Below are 15,128 nucleotides of genomic sequence, written 5' to 3'. Positions count from 1 at the left end.
CCGACTGTGAGCGGGCTGCGCCGCAGCTGAGGTGCCGACAGGTCGCTTTCGGCGGCCGGCGTCCACCTGCCCAGTGGCGTGGCTAATGCGGGTTTCGCCGTGGCGGCGTGTCCTGCCTGCTCAGCGGGTTGGGACTCGTCGGGGGAGCCGATCCGGGAGCCAATGTCTAGGCTGACCTGGTCTTCTGGTTCTTGAAGATGACGTTCATCTTCTCGGCGCCGGTGGTGACGATGGGGCGGAGTTCGTGACGGTAGACGGTTTGGGTGGTGCGGGTGTCGGAGTGTCCGACAAGGTCACTGATCTTCTCCAGGGCAACGCCCTGGTCACTCATGATGGAGACGAACGTGTGCCGGAGTTCGCGCGGCACCCAAGACTCGCCGAGTCCGGCGGCTTTGGTGATGCTCTGGAAGCGGCGTAGGACGTCGTCACTCGTGTAGGGCGTCCCGTCCTCCTTGCAGAAGACGAGATTGTGACCCTGCCACACGTCGCCCGCCTGGAGCTTCTCGGCGGCTTGCCGCTTGCGAAGCGCCGTGAGAGCGTCAACGGCCATATCCGCCACGGCGATACCTCGGCGACTCCTCTTGGTCTTCGTGTCGCCCCCCTCCCGATCGGAGCGGAGGACGTAGACGACCTTCTCTTTGAGATCCACGTCCGCCCAGGTGAGCGCGCGGAGTTCCTCCGTGCGCAGTCCCGAGACGATCGCGAGGATGACGTACGCGCCGAGTCGGTGCTGTGGGTCCTGCGCGGTGCTGAGAAGCTCAGTCGCCTGTTTGAGTGAGAGGGACCGTGATCGCCTTGTGGGCCGCTTCCCCTGTGGTGTGTCGACCAGTAGGGCCACGTTCCGCCCCACCTTGTCGCGCCGCTCCGCGAGCCGGATCGAACGCCGAAGTAGACCATGGACGATCTTGAGTGTCTGCGTGGTCATGTTCTCGGCGCACTCGTCCAGCCACCCCTCGACGTCGTCGGCCGTGAGGTCTACGAGCTTGACGTTGCCGAGTTTGCCGATGATGTGGTGATCGGCGAGGCCGCGATAGGTGTCCATGGTCGCCTCGCTCTTGCCCTGCTTGGCGAGGTGGACGAGCAGGGCGTTCACGGCCTTCTCTACCGTGTGGTTTCGCTCTTCCTTGACGCCCTTCTTCAGGTCCTCAACGGCCTTGATGAGCTTGTCTTTGACCTGTGCCTTCGTCCTTCCCTTCCTCTTGAGTCGCTTGCGCTTGCCGTCCGGGCCGAACCCGAGTGAGATGGCGCCGGTGTACCCGTCGCCCTCCTCGTAGATCGACCCTTCGTACGTGCCGACCAGGATCTTTGCCAACGGATCCCTCCTCGTATCGATCGAGGTCACCACCGACCATAACTCAAGACGTCCCAAGACGTCCCTAGATTGGGAGGTCCGTTCGCGGACGAGGTGTCCGGACGGACCTCCCGCGCGGGTATCAGCGCTTGGCCTCTTCGAGGGAGGGCTCTTCCAGGGAGGTGACGAACTCGGCGAGGTGCCGGTCAGTGATGCGGCGCAGTTTGCCGATCTTGATGCTGCGGAGTTGGCCGGTGCGGATCAGGAAGTAGACCTTGTCCCGTCCGATGCTGAGGATCTCGGCCACTTGCTCGACGGTGTACGCCTGCAGGGGACACCACCTCCTCTCACCCGGGCGTCATCCCGGGGTACGCGTGATGCAGGTTGCTGATCATCTCCTTGGCTACGGTGGGTGCTCGTCTCTCGTCTCGTCTCATGGACGTCTCAGCCACCTATACGTGCAGACGCGCACGTGAGACGACACGCTGAGACGACTACTGAACGTGATCGGATGCCTTGTAGCGGCCTCGTCCGACCTGGACGGCGCGGCCGGACTTCACCAGCTCGGCGAGGCGCCGGTAGAGGGTCGGCCGGCTCAGTTGTGTGATCATCAGAAGGTGAGCGATCGGGAGCCCCTCGTCCGGCGCTCCGTCCAGAGCTTCTCTCAGCACGGTCTCTGTGCGGTCTTCACTCGACGGCGTTACGGGGGCGGACGGTTCGGAGATGAGCGTCATGGGCGCCTCGTCCAGGGCGCGCTGAGAGACCTCGTCTAGTCCGGGGCGGGCGGTTGCGTGTCGCTGGGCCGTTTCCGCCACGATGGCATCGGTGAGCAGGTAGGCGCGGCCTCGTCGTGGTGTGTCGTGTTCGGGTGCGGAGAGTAGGAACTTGCCGGGTGCGTTGAGGGTGTGGGCGTGCCATCCGGCGCTGAGCATTCCTTGCCCAAGGATGAGGTCGACGTCCTTGCGCTCCCGGACGCGGAAGCTGACGCGGACGTCCATCTGTGACCGGACGGCGCCCTTGCCCATGGCCTTCTGCGTGGGCCGCTGTGTGGCCGCGATGAGCGTCACGGCGACGGCGCGCCCACGCCGCGCGATCGAGTCCGTGTCGCCGGCGGCTTCGGGAGCGTCGTCGGCCAGTTCGGCGTACTCGTCCACCACGATGACGAGCGTGGGGAACTCCTGGGTCGGATCCCACACACGCCGACCGTTGGCCGTGAGCCACTCGGCGCGCGCCTCAAGGATCGTTACGGCGTCGCGCAGCATGGCGCGGGCTTGCTCCGGTGTCGTGGCGAGCCGATCGATACAGGACGCCCACGGCTGCAACTCCATCCCCCGTTTGAGGTCGATGGCCCAGATGACCACATCTCGGCATGCGCTGAGATTGCCCATCAGGACATTGATGCCGCCGCTCTTCCCCGAACCGGCCACGCCACCGAAGAGCCCATGACGTCGCAGCAGCAGAACACGCGCGCCGGTGGCGTCTTCGAACGGGCCGAGGTCGATCGGTTCGGTAATGGACGAGACGGACGCTCCGGGCCACGGGATCGCATCGGCGTGCGGGTCGGTATCCAAGACCCGTAGTTCGAACCGGTTGGCCTTGTCGTCGCGTGTCGGGAGGACGCGTACAGCGCCCCGGAACGTCCCGAGAGCCGACTCGATCGCGGGAACCTTCCCGATGACGTCTTGGATCGTCTGGCCGCGCGCCAGGGCGAAGCGTGCGCGCCATCCCCACACGTCCACTACCGCGGATTGCGCGCGGGATCCGGCGAGGCCGACCGATTGCGCGATCTCCGGCCACGCGGCTATCTGCCGATCGACGCGCACTTTGGCGCGCCGTCGCCGGTGCACCCACCACGGCACGGCGAGCAGCACCCCACCGCTGGCGAGCAACGGAGGAAGCGGACGGAACGTGACGCCCAGCGCGGTAGCAGCAGTCAGCCACCCACCGGCGCCCATGGCGACGGCGGCGGCATACAACCGCTCAATCTTGAGCGTGAGCCCGACCCGTTCCCCGAACATGGCCAGCGCCCACGCGACTCCCGTCGCGACGCTCAACAGCCACGGCCACCATTCCGGGTGTCTGAGGTGCAAGACCGCAGCCGACAGGGCGAGTGCGGTCGCCAAGTAGACCGGTGCCAATTCGGAGCGGTACCGCCACAGGGCGCGCGCGACGAGCACAGCGGCCACGTCCGGGAACTGGTCGTCACGGTCGATGATCACCATAGGCTGAAGCCCATTGCGGCGCATCTTGCGGGCATGCCGCCGCATCTGACGTGTCCGGCTCATGAACGCCCCCAGGTGTCCGGGGGAAGGTGGCCTTGCGCGCGTAGCTCGTCGCGCAGGTAGTAGAGCGGATCCGGTTCGGCGTCGCGTTCGGCTTTGAGGGTGGCGCGCCCAGCGGCGACCAGGTTCGCGCGGTCTCGCCGTACCTTGGCCAGAACGGACGCAAGCCGGGCGATCTCGGAGACGAGCGCGGGGACGTCGGTGAGGGCGGCGTAGAGGCGAAGCCACAAGTCCTCTATGGACGGCATCGCGGCGGACAGATTCGAGACGATCTCACGCGCGGCGAGGTTGCGCGTACGGACCTCCTGAACGTTGACCTTGACGTGCGGCGGCGTATCAGGCACCAGGGCATCCCTCCCTTCGGTCGGGGACTTCAGTGCTGGGAAAGCGACTGGACGAGGACGGACACCAGCCGGCGAATCTCCGGCGCGGCACTGGTTGCGGAGAGGAAGAACCCAAACAGCAGACACACCGCGATGTGCCAGCCACGAAGCCCCATGTAGCGCCACGCGACCCACACCGCCATGCCGAGGATCACGACCAGGGGAATCGAGACGTTCACGGTCGCCTCCTCATAGCCACAGGTCGGGGAACCGGGAGCCGCGCCCCCGCCGGAGCCATCGGGCGCGGGCGCGGCACTTGCGGCACCGCCGGTTACCGGGCTCGATGCGCGCGCCGCAGGTGCACGCGTGGCCGGTGATGATGCGAGGCATGCGCTGCATCCTCACCGCCCCGCCGGAACACGGCGCGGAGCCTCGTCACACGTGCTGGTGGAGAGCAGACGCCGGGAAGCGGTGCCGCAGCGGGACGGCTCGGTACGGCCGCGCGCGGCCCGGCGCTCTTCGGCGTGGATGCCGATGACGAGCATGGCGAAGATGCCGCAGGTGGAACCGGCGAGGAAGACGGCGATGATCGATGCCAGGACGAGGATCATGTGCGATCACTCCTCTCGTAAGCCCGGATCCGGCGGGGGCGGTTTCGGGCGGTCGGTGGCTTACGAGAAAGAGAATGCGCCTGACCTGGGGGACGAGATCACTACATGACTGGACGTGTTCAAGACGTCCTTCTAGGGTTGATCGCGTCCCAGGACGTCCCGGAACCCGGACGGGTGCATGCCGAACGAACGCCTACGCGCCGCTCTACTAGAGCGCGGCTTGACTATCGCCACACTCGCCGAGTCGATCGACGTGGACCCCAAAACGGTAGAACGCTGGATCACCAAAGACCGCACCCCCTACCGACGGCACCGCTACGCAGTAGCTTCACGGTTGGGCGTAGACGAGACGTTCCTCTGGCCGGACGCGCTCTCCAACGAGCAAGTCACCGCAGCGTCCAGCAGCGAACTAGTGACGATCTACCCGCACCGGACATCCGTCCCAAGGGACGCATGGGGACGTCTCTTCGCCGCAGCCAAGGAAGAGATCGGCGTCCTGGTCTACTCGGGGCTCTTCCTTTCCGAAGACTCCGGCATCCAACGCACCTTCGCCGAGAAAGCAGAGGCAGGTGTCCGCGTCCGTATCCTCCTAGGCGACCCAGACAGCCCCCAGGTAGCCGAACGAGGCGAAGACGAGGGCGTAGGCGAAGCCCAGGCCGCCAAGATCCGTAACGCCCTCGTCCTTTACAAGAACCTGCGCAAACAGGACGGCGTGGAGTTCCGCTTCCACCACACGGTCCTCTACAACTCCATCTACCGCGCAGACGACCAGCTCCTCGTCAACACCCACGTCTACGGCGTCACAGCCCCACACGCCCCCGTGTGGCACCTACGCCGCATAGCCGGCGGAGACCTGGTCAACACCTACCTAGAAAGCTTCGAACGCGTCTGGGAAGCCGCAACACCCATACCGGGGGACTGACATCATGGGCCGCAGAATCGACTACTACGACGATCCGAACGCTCCAAAGGCCAACAGCCTCATCCCGTCCGTCAACGTCGTCGTAGAAAATGACAAGGGCGAGATCCTCATGATCCGCCGCACAGACAACGACAACTGGGCCCTACCAGGCGGAGCAATAGACCTAGGCGAATCCGTAACCCAAGCCGCCATACGCGAAACCAAAGAAGAAACCGGCATAGACGTAGAGATCACCGGTATAGTAGGCATATACAGCGACCCGAGACACGTCATCCACTACACCAGCAATAATGAAGTCCGGCAAGAGTTCAGCGTTGTCCTCGCCGCTCGTTTCATCAGCGGCAGTCCTACGCGCAGTGCCGAGTCCCGTGAAGTCCAATGGATGGTGCCAAGGGATACGTCAAGTCTCCAGATGGACTCATCCATGCACCTCCGCATCAAGCATTATCTAGAGGCCCATGAGGCCCCCATTGTAATCTAAAGCTGCTGGGCCTAACTACTGCCCACGATTCCCCCCAGGTTCCACCCTGCCCACTCCGGGTGACAATCTCCGTCCATATCGGGCGCAGCCACGCACTGCGTCGGAGTTTGCCTGAGGCCGAACATGCACATTGACGAGGTGGTTAATCCCCACCGCCCCGTCTTCCCGTGGTACGAGGACACCCAAGATCCGTGTCGTCGAACTGACCGCCCGTCATGAAGGTCACCCGTTACAAGATGGCGACTATCACAGCTAGCGGCGGTTATGTCACCAACCTTGACAACCTGCCACATCTGGCCATTTAGGTTGATTGTCGGATGTCTAAGGCGTAGGTCGGGTGCATACTGATATTTCATATCAATGAATCGGTGAAGTGGAGGCTGTGGGTGTCCGGCACGGAAGACAAAGATCAGTCAGAGAAGAAGCCCCCGAGTAAGACGGCCCTCCTTCCTAAGACAGGATGGTTGCTGGCCGCAACCGGGGTGCCGGCGGCGGCAGTAGTAGAATGGCGCAAATTTGCACAAGAGCATCCCCTCGTGGCCATTATTCTAATTATCGCCTATTGGCTGCTGCTTGCTCTTGTCAAGTTTGGCAGTGATGTTGTCTCGACCCTCAGGGCAAAATATCTCAAGAAGACTACGGACCTGATAGGAGAGTCAATAGATAGATGGGCCTCAAAATTTGGCCGCGACTATAACCAATACATTCTGGTTAGTACCAGATATATTGACCAAAAAGGGTTGCCGCGGATCGCAGAAAAGCCGTTGGAAATGGATGAAATATATGTAAATTTGAAGCTTGCTTCACGTGCTCCTCATCAAGTATCAAGCAGTTTCCTGACTAATTCTTCTTCTGAGGCGGCTGAGCGCAAAACTCTAATGGACTTTCTGGACAAGAATCCGCCGTCGATCTTGGTCGTAACAGGTGGGCCGGGAAGCGGGAAGACCACACTAATCCGCCATACGGCCAAGCAAATTCTCACCGGCCGACGCCGCAAGCGTAAGATTCCTATCATCGTCTACTTGCGTGATCACGCTGCCATTCTTCCCTATCTACCGGAGCATACTCTGCGTGAGGTCGTCTCGCAGAGTCTTGGCCGTCGACTGAGGGCACTCGAAGCGCAGGGGTGGTTTGAGAAACAACTCGCTACCGGCAATTGTGTTGTTTTCTTCGATGGCTTGGACGAAGTTCCACGCGAGGAGGATCGTCGTAAAGTATCGTCCTGGATCGAGCACCAAACAACGCAGTATCCGCTGAATGACTTTGTAATAACCTCAAGGCCCATCGGATATAGAACGGCACCTATACACGGAGCCTCAGTAATGCAGGTGCGGAGGCTCACAGACAACCAGATCGCCTGGTTCGTCAAAGCCTGGTATCGAGCAGAATCCAGGCTCGACTATTCTGAGGATAATGCGCAGGAGATTGAGTCGGCCGCCGATACGGCCGCCGAGGACCTATTAAACCGTCTACATAATATGCAGGCTCTTTACGATCTTACTGTTAACCCCCTCCTTCTCACAATGATCGTAAACGTCCATAAAACCCTCGGCGCTTTGCCGGGAAGTCGGTTTGAACTGTACAAGGACATTATCGAAGTAATGTTGTGGCGACGCCATGATGCACTGAATATTCCAGCGATGCTTAGGGGAAATAAGAAAGAGATAGTGCTTAAAGATATCGCATTCCATATGATGCAGCAGCGCGTTGTTGCTCTCCCACGACAAGAGCTACTAGACATCATCGGCAGGAGACTTCCGTCAGTCACACAAGAAGTAACAGATGTCGAATATCTCGCTTCCGTTGAATCTTCGGGCCTTCTGGTTGAGCAGGAGAACGGAGTATACGCGTTCTCACATCTGACCTTCCAAGAGTATCTTGCTGCTGGCTACATTCGCGACAACAGGCATAATCAAATGTCTGTTCTTATTCGATTCATCGGTAATTCATGGTGGCGAGAGACAACTCTTCTTTTTGCGGCCCAGTCTGACGCTACGCCCATCGTTGAAGCTTGCCTAGCGGCCGGGACGGTGGAAGCTCTATCGCTCGCACTGGACTGCGTAGAAGAGGGTAGTGAAGTATCGATCAGAATGCGCAATAGCGTCAATGATCTTGTCCTCGAAGCCATACAATCAGGAATTGATGCGGAACGTCGGCGCCTCGTTATCAGGGTGGTACTAACACAGCACTTGAAGTCCAAGGTGTCAGCTTCAACAGGTCGTAAAGTATGCCCTAAGCCCATAACTCAAGGCATATATCAGATATTTCTGCAAGATTCCGATGGGAACCATGTCCCTGATGCCCCGAATTCGGGAAGCCATTACTTTGGCGATGAACCGATTCTTGGCGTGCGAGGAACGGACGCCACAGCGTTCGTGGACTGGATGAATGAAATAATGGAAGGGGAACTAGTCTGCTCCCTGCCACGTCGAGAGGAACTCGAAGAGAGTGCGGTTCGCGCTTCGTTGCGTGCTCTGGGGAACGGTGAGCGGAATATTTGGATTGCTGATGGGGAGGGGGCGCTAGAGCTTTGGTCGGCAAATGGAGCAACTGGAGTACATATCACACCAAGCGCTTTTCGCGATTTCCTGAGTCGGGATATCAAATCTTCATCAGCACTTTTGTCGGCATGCATGCTTGTTCGCTTGCGAGCGAGGATTCAGATCCTGAATCTAGCTGTTGAGGTAATAGATACCGTGGCAATCGACGCTCCAGAAAATGGAACGACAGCTTTGCTGAATCCGCTCATTTCGAGAGAATATGGTGGCCACATTGCTCCCGAAGTCGATGGCATTTTGGACTTGGCGCAGATTCGGAATGTAGATTTTTCTAATGTGAGTCATCTTTCGGCGCTGTGGCCACTCTATCGGCTGGTCGCATTCAACTATGACACCACTCTCGATGAGAGCCTTTCTACGCTCAGAGATCTGAGATATGGGGGCGGAATGGCCCACGGCGACCCTGTGATGATGTCTCTGGCCTTGGATCAGAGTAAAGGCATGTACTTGGAGGTCACTGCTGTCGAGGACATAAGAACAGTTGCCATGGAATCCGCCTTTGAGCTTGTAGTTGAAAAGGAGCGGGGGCTGCTCTGGGCAAGAAGTAGTCGCCGTTCACCCTATCTTGTGTTGACCGATAGCCTTGAGCAGCGGCTTGAGCTCGCAAAGAGCGCCATTGGTTCGGTGCTTTCGAGCGCGCTTTATGGCACGGTTGCGCATCATGATGATGACGCGGGTGAATTCGCAGCCAATTTTGCCGAACAAGCCCTCGATATCCTGGCGCCTGATCGACGTTTTCCCGCCGTGGAGCCCGACAGGCTGGCCGGTGCCCTAACCGACAATTGTGAGAAGTTCGAGAGACTACTCAGATCCGAGTCGGGGCGCATGCCCTCAAGGGACTGGGCGCAAAGGGTGTCCGAGAATCTTCCGAGCATCGCGTTGCCCATATTCCGCAGAGAAGCCGCATTTGATAGCGCTACTGCCTCAGGTGTGCGTGTTGCTTTGCTTTGTTTGGCCGGCGAAGCTAATGATTATGGATGGCAGGCTATATCTGATCAGTTCATTGAAATTGCAGCGGGGCTTATATATCTAGAGCAAAAAGTTGGTGGCGAAGTTTCAGTGAACGAAACGATCGTTGTGTCGGTGGAGTAGCCACAAACGGACTTTCGCTCGTCTGGCACGCAACCAGATTGGAATTGCTGATGAATCGACAAAAATTGGTGCAGTAGTAATCAAAATTATGAGCGGATTGTAGCGGAGGCTTCGAGATCCTGGCGGATTCTGGTCGCTGCGCCGATCAGATGAACCGAAGCCTCAGTTATAGCGTCAGAGACCACATGCCCGGTTCCGTAGCGGGCGAGGATCTCCGTAAGTCGATCGTAAACCGACAGGTGCTCCCCGATTGGGCTGGTCGTCATGTCGCAGTAGGTGAGGTGCTCATGCAGGTCTGGTGGTTCAGAGAGAAACTCAATTACAAGTTCGGTCGCCAAGTCACGCTTGCGAGCTTCGATCAGGGCACAGGAGTGGTGGGCAACGAGGCGGCATAGGTGAGTGTCGGCTTGGTGGGTGTCGCGGAGGTGGCGCGCGCCGTCTAGTGGGTGGAAACCGGTGTTGACGAGGTCGGGGGTGTAGCCGATGTCGTGGAGCCATGCAGCGGCTTCGAGTAGGTCGGCTTGGTTGCCGAGTATGGGGGCGAGTGTGCGGGCTTGGCGGGCGACGCCTTGGGTGTGTGCCCAGCGGCGGGGGAGTGGGCTCTCCAGGTGCTTGCGTGCGAGATCGCGTGCCCATGCTGCGGTGTTCTTGTTCATGGGTTCGACGCTACGGGGGCGCGTGTGGACGTCCACGGGCGTGTGTGGCTCATCTGGGGACGTCTTGGCGGACGTAGCGTCCTTTGCCGTGGACGCAGGTGACCAGTCCGGCGGTTTCGAGGGTCTTGAGGGCCGTGCGGGCTGTGGAGCGGGATACGCCGTAGCGGCGGGAGAGTTGGGCCTCGCTGGGTAGGGTGTCGCCTGGTTGGAAACGTCCGTCCTCGATCTGGTGGCGCAGGTTCGCGGTGATGTGTTCGGAGCGGGTGCGGGGTTGGGTGGCCTCGTCCTGGACGAAGCGGCCTACGCCGGGGCGGACGGTGATGAGTCCGTCGGTTTGCAGGGTGGACAGGGCCCGCCGCACGGTGTTGCGGGCGACGCCGAACTCGGCGCAGAGGGCGGCCTCGCCCGGTAGGCGGGTGCCGGGGGCGTAGGTGCCGGCTGTGATGCGGTGGCGTAGGGCGTCGGTGATGCGTGTGTAGGTGCCCCATGCCGTGCGGCGGGTCATGTCCGGGTTACTCGTCCCTGAGCGCGTCGAATGCCGCTGAGACCCACGGTGTGAGCAGGATGTTCAGCTTGTCCGCGGTGACGCGGACGTGGTTGCAGGGCGTGAGCCATAGGCCGGTGCTGGACTGGTACCACCATGCGCCGTTGCCCCATGCGACGGCGACGCTTTCGCCGATGGTCGGGGCGGCTTTGGCGTAGACGCGTAGTAGGGGGTGGTGTCCGGTGGTGCGGAGTTGGGTGGTCCAGCCGTCTCGGCGTAGGACGTGGGCGAGGCGGGTGAGGTGCCAGCGTCCTCGCCATGGGCCGCTGTAGGTGGGCAGAGGGAGCGCGGGCGGTGCATTCGGGGGAATACGCACCGATCGCGCTGCCTCCGCCCCACCCTGTGGGGCCGTGCTCCCCTTCGCGGCCCCACCCGGTGATGGCTGCCGGGCCTCCTCCCGGGCCATCACCAGGTCCCGGCGCGCGCGACTTCGGCGCGCGCGGCTTCGTTGACGAGCGCCTCGCGCAGTGCGGCGGGGCTCGATCGGATCACCGTGGGGTCCACACCGGCGGATGGGTCGTGCAAGCTGGCCACCCAGTCGCCGAGACGTCCGTCCCACTTGACCGCGCGCCAGATCCGGTGACCGGTGAAGTCCCGGCGGAGGTCGGCGAGCGCCTCGTCCGCCGCGTGCGTGTCGCTGTGGGGTGGGGTCGTGGCCTTCTGGGGCCATTCGCTGGGCATGGTGGCTCCTTGGCTTGCGTGTGGTCTGTCGGGGCGAAGCGGGTGTGTTCGCCGGTGTGTTGAGCCTTCCGTCCTGGTTGGGACCTCTCCATCGGCATCTAGGGACGTCTTGGGACGTCTTCTGTTAGCGTCGTTCGTGCGTCGTTCTCACTTGCATCTGCGGGAGGTCCGGTGAACGACTTGTTGCGACGTGCCCTTGCCGACGCGCGCCTGACCGAAGCCGGCGTTGCGGCCCGATTGGGTGTGGATCCCAAGACCGTCCACCGGTGGGTCGCCGGACGCGTGCCCTACCCGCGCAACCGGACGAGGATCGCCTCACTGGTCGGACGGGACGAGGCGGACTTGTGGCCGCAACTCACGGTGGCCAACGTCCAGGTAGAGCCATCGGGGATCGACATCCTTGCGACCTATCCGCACCGGTGGGCCGTCCCTCGTCCGGTGTGGCACCAGCTCTTCCAGAGCGCGCGGGAACAGATCGGCATCCTGGCCTACGCGGGACTGTTCCTCGCCGAGGACACCGGCATCATGCGCGCCCTTGCCGACAGGGCACGTGACGGCGTCTGCGTGCGAATCCTCCTCGGCGACCCGGAAGGGACGTGCGTTGCGGAGCGGGGCAGTGATGAGGGCGTGGGCGAGTCCATGGCAGCGAAGATCCGCAACGCCCTCGTCCACTACCGGGCACTACGGGACGTGGACGGGGCTGAGATCCGGCTGCATGACACCGTCCTCTACAACTCGATCTACCGCGCCGATGACGATCTCCTGATCAACCCGCACGCCTACGGCATCGCCGCGTCCCATGCTCCCGTCCTGCACCTACGGAGGGCCGAGGACGGCGACGTGGCGAGCACGTACCTGGAGAGCTTCGAACGGGTTTGGGCCGGCAGCCAGGCTTGCGATCTGAGCTGCAGGCCAAGACCGGCCGATCCTGGCCAGGCACGCAACACCGGGTCATGACGTGGGGATGACTTAGGTAAGAGCTCGGAGAGCAGAGGCGCGCCATGGGTGACGCAGACATCGTGGCCTTCCCAGGAGGCCCCGGCTACCGTGGAAGCATGAAGACGACCGCGTTGGAGGTTCGCATACGGCCGACTGACGGCCATATTGAACTAAGACGTCTCACTACTACTCTAGATCAGCTTCGTCTAGCACTTACTGATATCGATAGAGCTTACATTGTGCGCGCAAGTCGGCCTAAATGGGTGGTAGCGCGTCTAGGTTATCAGAAATACGATTTGGTGGTTCGTGTTACAGCGACGGGGACGTCTAAACGTCCTGCTCAGTCGATGCTTGCGTCGGTGGATGCATTGGTTTCAGGAGTAGAATCCCTGAAAGAGGAGCCTGTAGTCCCTGACTACTACAGCGAAAGAACTGTTGAGCGTCTCCTCGATATAAGCGAGCCGGGGCATGGGATAGACAACTTGTCTCTGGCAACTGTGAACGGAGATACGGGGGAACTCGTCCCTGTCTCTGATCCAGTACGGCAAAATGCGCGCCGTGCCGTGGTGGGAACGCATGAAACATTGGGTTCGGTCTCTGGATGGCTCGATTCGATGAATGCGAGGCGTCTCGGTCGGCATGGCCTCAGAGTCGGACTTTATGATCCGCTTAGGAAGCGTGCGGTTACGGGGGAGATTTCGGCCGATATGGCCGATGAAGCACATGATAAATTCTGGCGCCGCCGGGTTTTGGCCTCTGGTCGCATTTTGCGCAATGAGCGAGGGCAGGCTGTCCGAATAAAAATTGATAACTTGGAGCTTCTGCCTGAGGATGATCTGCGTAGAGCGAGTGTTAATGATGTGCTCGGCGCGGATGATGATTGGCTTGGTGGTCAGGCGGTAGACGACTACATCAGGGAGGCTCGGCGTGCCTGATAGGGGTCCTCTAATCTACATTGATTCTTGTGTATATCTGGATCTGATTACTCGTAATGAGGATCCACAGGCAGGGACGGGTGAACCGCGTTGGAACTCCGCAAAGAGGCTCTTCGAAGCTTGGCATTCGGGTCATATTTTGTTGGCGGCATCCCCGCTGATCGAAGCTGAAGTATTATGTAATGGAAAGACCGAGGAGCGTCGACAGAGATCGAACAATGTCGAAGAAATGCTTCGCTCTTGGTTCACGTCGCCAAGCGTACTTTGGGTCGATATTGATCGCTTCACCGCTCGCGAGGCGGCAAGGCTTCGTGACCAGTACGGACACCTTCACGATGAAGGGAAACGGCCATTTGGTGCGGCGGATGCTTTGCATTTAGCGGCTGCATGCCGTGCCAAATGTGACTATTTCATGTCGCAAGATGGAGGATTTCCATTCGGGCATGCTATAGATAAAATGAAAGTAGAGCGTCCGAAAGATGTCTGGGACCCGACTCTATTTGACTCGTTTTAAGCGTCTTGGAGAGATGGGTTTTGAGGCGGAGATCTCTTGAGAGGTTGCTCTTGATGTTGATGCAGGCTTGGGAAATCTTTCCGGTCTTCAACTCTTGTAGTGTTGGAATAATCGACGATTCGATTCCTTTTTGAAAAGCACGGCCGGGTCGTGAGGCCCATATTTGTGAGCGCGAACCGAGGTGAGAGCCCTGTCCAACGACTTGGACAGGGCTCTCGCAGCCACATTGCGTCGATCTACGCCACTGGGGAAATGATTCGTTTGACCCTGCGGCGGTCGATGCCGTGTTTCTCGGCGAGGTAGCGCTGAGACAGCGGACGTCCCGGACCGTTCAAGCTCGCCCTGTACTCGTCCAAGACTGCCTGTTCCGGCGTCCGCTCCACTTTGGTGCGCCGTGGTGCGGGTGGTGCCGATTCGGTGGACGGCTCGTCCTGGACGAGGTCAGAGCGCGCCGCGCTACGGGTGAGGGTCATCAGTAGTTCGAACGACCCCACCAGGGCGAGCGCGGGCCAGGCGCTGACGATGGCGCCTATGACGCCGTGAGAGGCGCCGTGTGCCACGTTGGCGCCTACCGTCGCCACGATGCCTACGGCGAGGCTCCACTTGGCCAGAGCGGGCGCGGGTTGCTTGCGGCGGCTCGCGTCCAGGATGACCATGGACGCTGCCCAGATGAGGCCGTCCACCGTGAACGGGACGAGGCGCGCCGTCGTGCCGGACTCGCCGTGGGAGTGGACGAGTTCGAACGCGTGACGATACGAGATGATCGCGGCCACTACGGCGACCGCCACGACGGCCAGCGCCGTCGTGATCCGGGTGAGCCGGTCAACCACGGGCCAACTCCTTTCGCCACGCCCTCACGCACGGGTCGTCCTCGCCGTGGGTGATGACGCGTTCGGCGAGAGACAGGGCCGTGATTGCGGCGTTGCGGTCGAGCGGGCGCGGCCATGTGGTGACGTGCCATCCGGAGTCAGTGCGGGTGCCGGTGGCGATGACCTCGCCGTCCAGGACGGCGGTCATCGTGTCTTCCGTGATCACTAGGGACATGTTCGCCTCCTCTCTGCCGGGGGAGCCACGGGAGCCAGAGCGGGGAGCCAACGAGGCTCGATCCACTCCGACTCACCGCGACTCCTCCGGACGTTTCTGCTGGTGAGAGGCTCTTTCGGCGACGTCCCCCGACTTGGCCCGATCCGCTCAGAGGCAACGCGGCTAATGCGGGTTTAACGCGGGGGTGGGTTTTGTGGCTTTTCGTCGGGGCGGGTGTCCTCGGCGGGGAGGGCTTCATGGGACTTCGGGTTTGGG

Annotated in this window: 19 protein-coding genes; 6 read left to right on the top strand and 13 right to left on the bottom strand. The window is 61.0% G+C overall.

Annotated features, from left to right (window positions below):
* Positions 1-166: 166 nt before the first annotated feature.
* The 7 genes from AB0C35_RS45215 to AB0C35_RS45185 all read right to left on the bottom strand — a co-directional run bounded on the left by AB0C35_RS45215 (position 167) and on the right by AB0C35_RS45185 (position 4,507).
* Positions 167-1,312 carry a tyrosine-type recombinase/integrase gene (locus AB0C35_RS45215; RefSeq protein ID WP_358470604.1) on the bottom strand — a complete coding sequence of 382 codons (1,146 nt, stop codon included), beginning with the start codon at positions 1,310-1,312 and terminating at the stop codon, positions 167-169.
* 121 nt (positions 1,313-1,433) lie between these two features.
* Complete coding sequence (locus AB0C35_RS45210) at positions 1,434-1,622, bottom strand: excisionase family DNA-binding protein (RefSeq protein WP_353832870.1); 189 nt, start codon at positions 1,620-1,622, stop codon at positions 1,434-1,436.
* A gap of 163 nt (positions 1,623-1,785) precedes the next feature.
* Positions 1,786-3,576 (bottom strand): FtsK/SpoIIIE domain-containing protein, encoded by a 1,791-nt coding sequence (locus AB0C35_RS45205; protein ID WP_358470601.1) that lies wholly within the window; start codon positions 3,574-3,576, stop codon positions 1,786-1,788.
* On the bottom strand, positions 3,573-3,917 hold the full coding sequence (locus tag AB0C35_RS45200; protein WP_358470598.1) for a hypothetical protein: 345 nt from the start codon (positions 3,915-3,917) through the stop codon (positions 3,573-3,575). The genes AB0C35_RS45205 and AB0C35_RS45200 overlap by 4 nt, the downstream gene beginning before the upstream one ends.
* Before the next feature lie 29 nt (positions 3,918-3,946).
* Entirely contained in the window at positions 3,947-4,135 is a 189-nt protein-coding gene (locus AB0C35_RS45195; RefSeq protein WP_358470595.1) for a hypothetical protein, read from the bottom strand.
* 10 nt (positions 4,136-4,145) lie between these two features.
* Positions 4,146-4,286: a hypothetical protein gene (locus tag AB0C35_RS45190; RefSeq protein WP_358470592.1), complete on the bottom strand. Its 141-nt coding sequence runs from the start codon at positions 4,284-4,286 to the stop codon at positions 4,146-4,148.
* Between the two features lie 11 nt (positions 4,287-4,297).
* The gene (locus tag AB0C35_RS45185; RefSeq protein ID WP_358470589.1) at positions 4,298-4,507 is read right to left on the bottom strand and encodes a hypothetical protein; all 210 of its coding nucleotides are present in this window, start codon (positions 4,505-4,507) and stop codon (positions 4,298-4,300) included.
* 178 nt (positions 4,508-4,685) lie between these two features.
* Here AB0C35_RS45185 and AB0C35_RS45180 point away from each other — a divergent pair, with 178 nt between their 5' ends.
* The 3 genes from AB0C35_RS45180 (at position 4,686) to AB0C35_RS45170 (ending at position 9,560) form a co-directional block, all read left to right on the top strand.
* Complete coding sequence (locus AB0C35_RS45180) at positions 4,686-5,429, top strand: XRE family transcriptional regulator (protein WP_358470586.1); 744 nt, start codon at positions 4,686-4,688, stop codon at positions 5,427-5,429.
* Positions 5,430-5,433: 4 nt separating this feature from the next.
* On the top strand, positions 5,434-5,910 hold the full coding sequence (locus tag AB0C35_RS45175; protein ID WP_358470583.1) for an NUDIX domain-containing protein: 477 nt from the start codon (positions 5,434-5,436) through the stop codon (positions 5,908-5,910).
* A gap of 386 nt (positions 5,911-6,296) precedes the next feature.
* Positions 6,297-9,560, top strand: a complete 3,264-nt coding sequence (locus AB0C35_RS45170) for an NACHT domain-containing protein (protein ID WP_358470580.1) — start codon at positions 6,297-6,299, stop codon at positions 9,558-9,560.
* Positions 9,561-9,646: 86 nt separating this feature from the next.
* Here the strand turns inward: AB0C35_RS45170 and AB0C35_RS45165 are convergent, their stop codons facing one another.
* The 4 genes from AB0C35_RS45165 to AB0C35_RS45150 all read right to left on the bottom strand — a co-directional run bounded on the left by AB0C35_RS45165 (position 9,647) and on the right by AB0C35_RS45150 (position 11,441).
* Positions 9,647-10,216 carry an HD domain-containing protein gene (locus AB0C35_RS45165; protein WP_358470577.1) on the bottom strand — a complete coding sequence of 190 codons (570 nt, stop codon included), beginning with the start codon at positions 10,214-10,216 and terminating at the stop codon, positions 9,647-9,649.
* 49 nt (positions 10,217-10,265) lie between these two features.
* Complete coding sequence (locus tag AB0C35_RS45160) at positions 10,266-10,721, bottom strand: winged helix-turn-helix domain-containing protein (RefSeq protein ID WP_358470574.1); 456 nt, start codon at positions 10,719-10,721, stop codon at positions 10,266-10,268.
* A gap of 7 nt (positions 10,722-10,728) precedes the next feature.
* Positions 10,729-11,076, bottom strand: a complete 348-nt coding sequence (locus AB0C35_RS45155; protein ID WP_358470571.1) for a hypothetical protein — start codon at positions 11,074-11,076, stop codon at positions 10,729-10,731.
* An 89-nt stretch (positions 11,077-11,165) separates the two neighbouring features.
* Positions 11,166-11,441: a hypothetical protein gene (locus tag AB0C35_RS45150; protein WP_358470569.1), complete on the bottom strand. Its 276-nt coding sequence runs from the start codon at positions 11,439-11,441 to the stop codon at positions 11,166-11,168.
* A gap of 171 nt (positions 11,442-11,612) precedes the next feature.
* Here AB0C35_RS45150 and AB0C35_RS45145 point away from each other — a divergent pair, with 171 nt between their 5' ends.
* The 3 genes from AB0C35_RS45145 to AB0C35_RS45135 all read left to right on the top strand — a co-directional run bounded on the left by AB0C35_RS45145 (position 11,613) and on the right by AB0C35_RS45135 (position 13,829).
* Entirely contained in the window at positions 11,613-12,398 is a 786-nt protein-coding gene (locus AB0C35_RS45145; RefSeq protein WP_358470566.1) for a DUF5919 domain-containing protein, read from the top strand.
* A 98-nt stretch (positions 12,399-12,496) separates the two neighbouring features.
* Complete coding sequence (locus AB0C35_RS45140) at positions 12,497-13,315, top strand: hypothetical protein (protein ID WP_358470563.1); 819 nt, start codon at positions 12,497-12,499, stop codon at positions 13,313-13,315.
* Positions 13,308-13,829 (top strand): PIN domain-containing protein, encoded by a 522-nt coding sequence (locus AB0C35_RS45135; protein ID WP_358470560.1) that lies wholly within the window; start codon positions 13,308-13,310, stop codon positions 13,827-13,829. Before AB0C35_RS45140 ends, AB0C35_RS45135 begins: the two co-directional genes overlap by 8 nt.
* Positions 13,830-14,065: 236 nt before the next feature.
* Here the strand turns inward: AB0C35_RS45135 and AB0C35_RS45130 are convergent, their stop codons facing one another.
* Together AB0C35_RS45130 and AB0C35_RS45125 are read right to left on the bottom strand one after the other, a co-directional pair.
* The gene (locus tag AB0C35_RS45130; RefSeq protein ID WP_358470557.1) at positions 14,066-14,659 is read right to left on the bottom strand and encodes a DUF2637 domain-containing protein; all 594 of its coding nucleotides are present in this window, start codon (positions 14,657-14,659) and stop codon (positions 14,066-14,068) included.
* Positions 14,652-14,873, bottom strand: a complete 222-nt coding sequence (locus AB0C35_RS45125; protein ID WP_358470554.1) for a hypothetical protein — start codon at positions 14,871-14,873, stop codon at positions 14,652-14,654. The genes AB0C35_RS45130 and AB0C35_RS45125 overlap by 8 nt, the downstream gene beginning before the upstream one ends.
* Positions 14,874-15,128: the final 255 nt, after the last annotated feature.

Source organism: Spirillospora sp. NPDC048819 (assembly GCF_040650055.1).
Lineage (GTDB): Bacteria > Actinomycetota > Actinomycetes > Streptosporangiales > Streptosporangiaceae > Spirillospora.
This window is presented reverse-complemented; position numbering and strand designations above follow the sequence as displayed.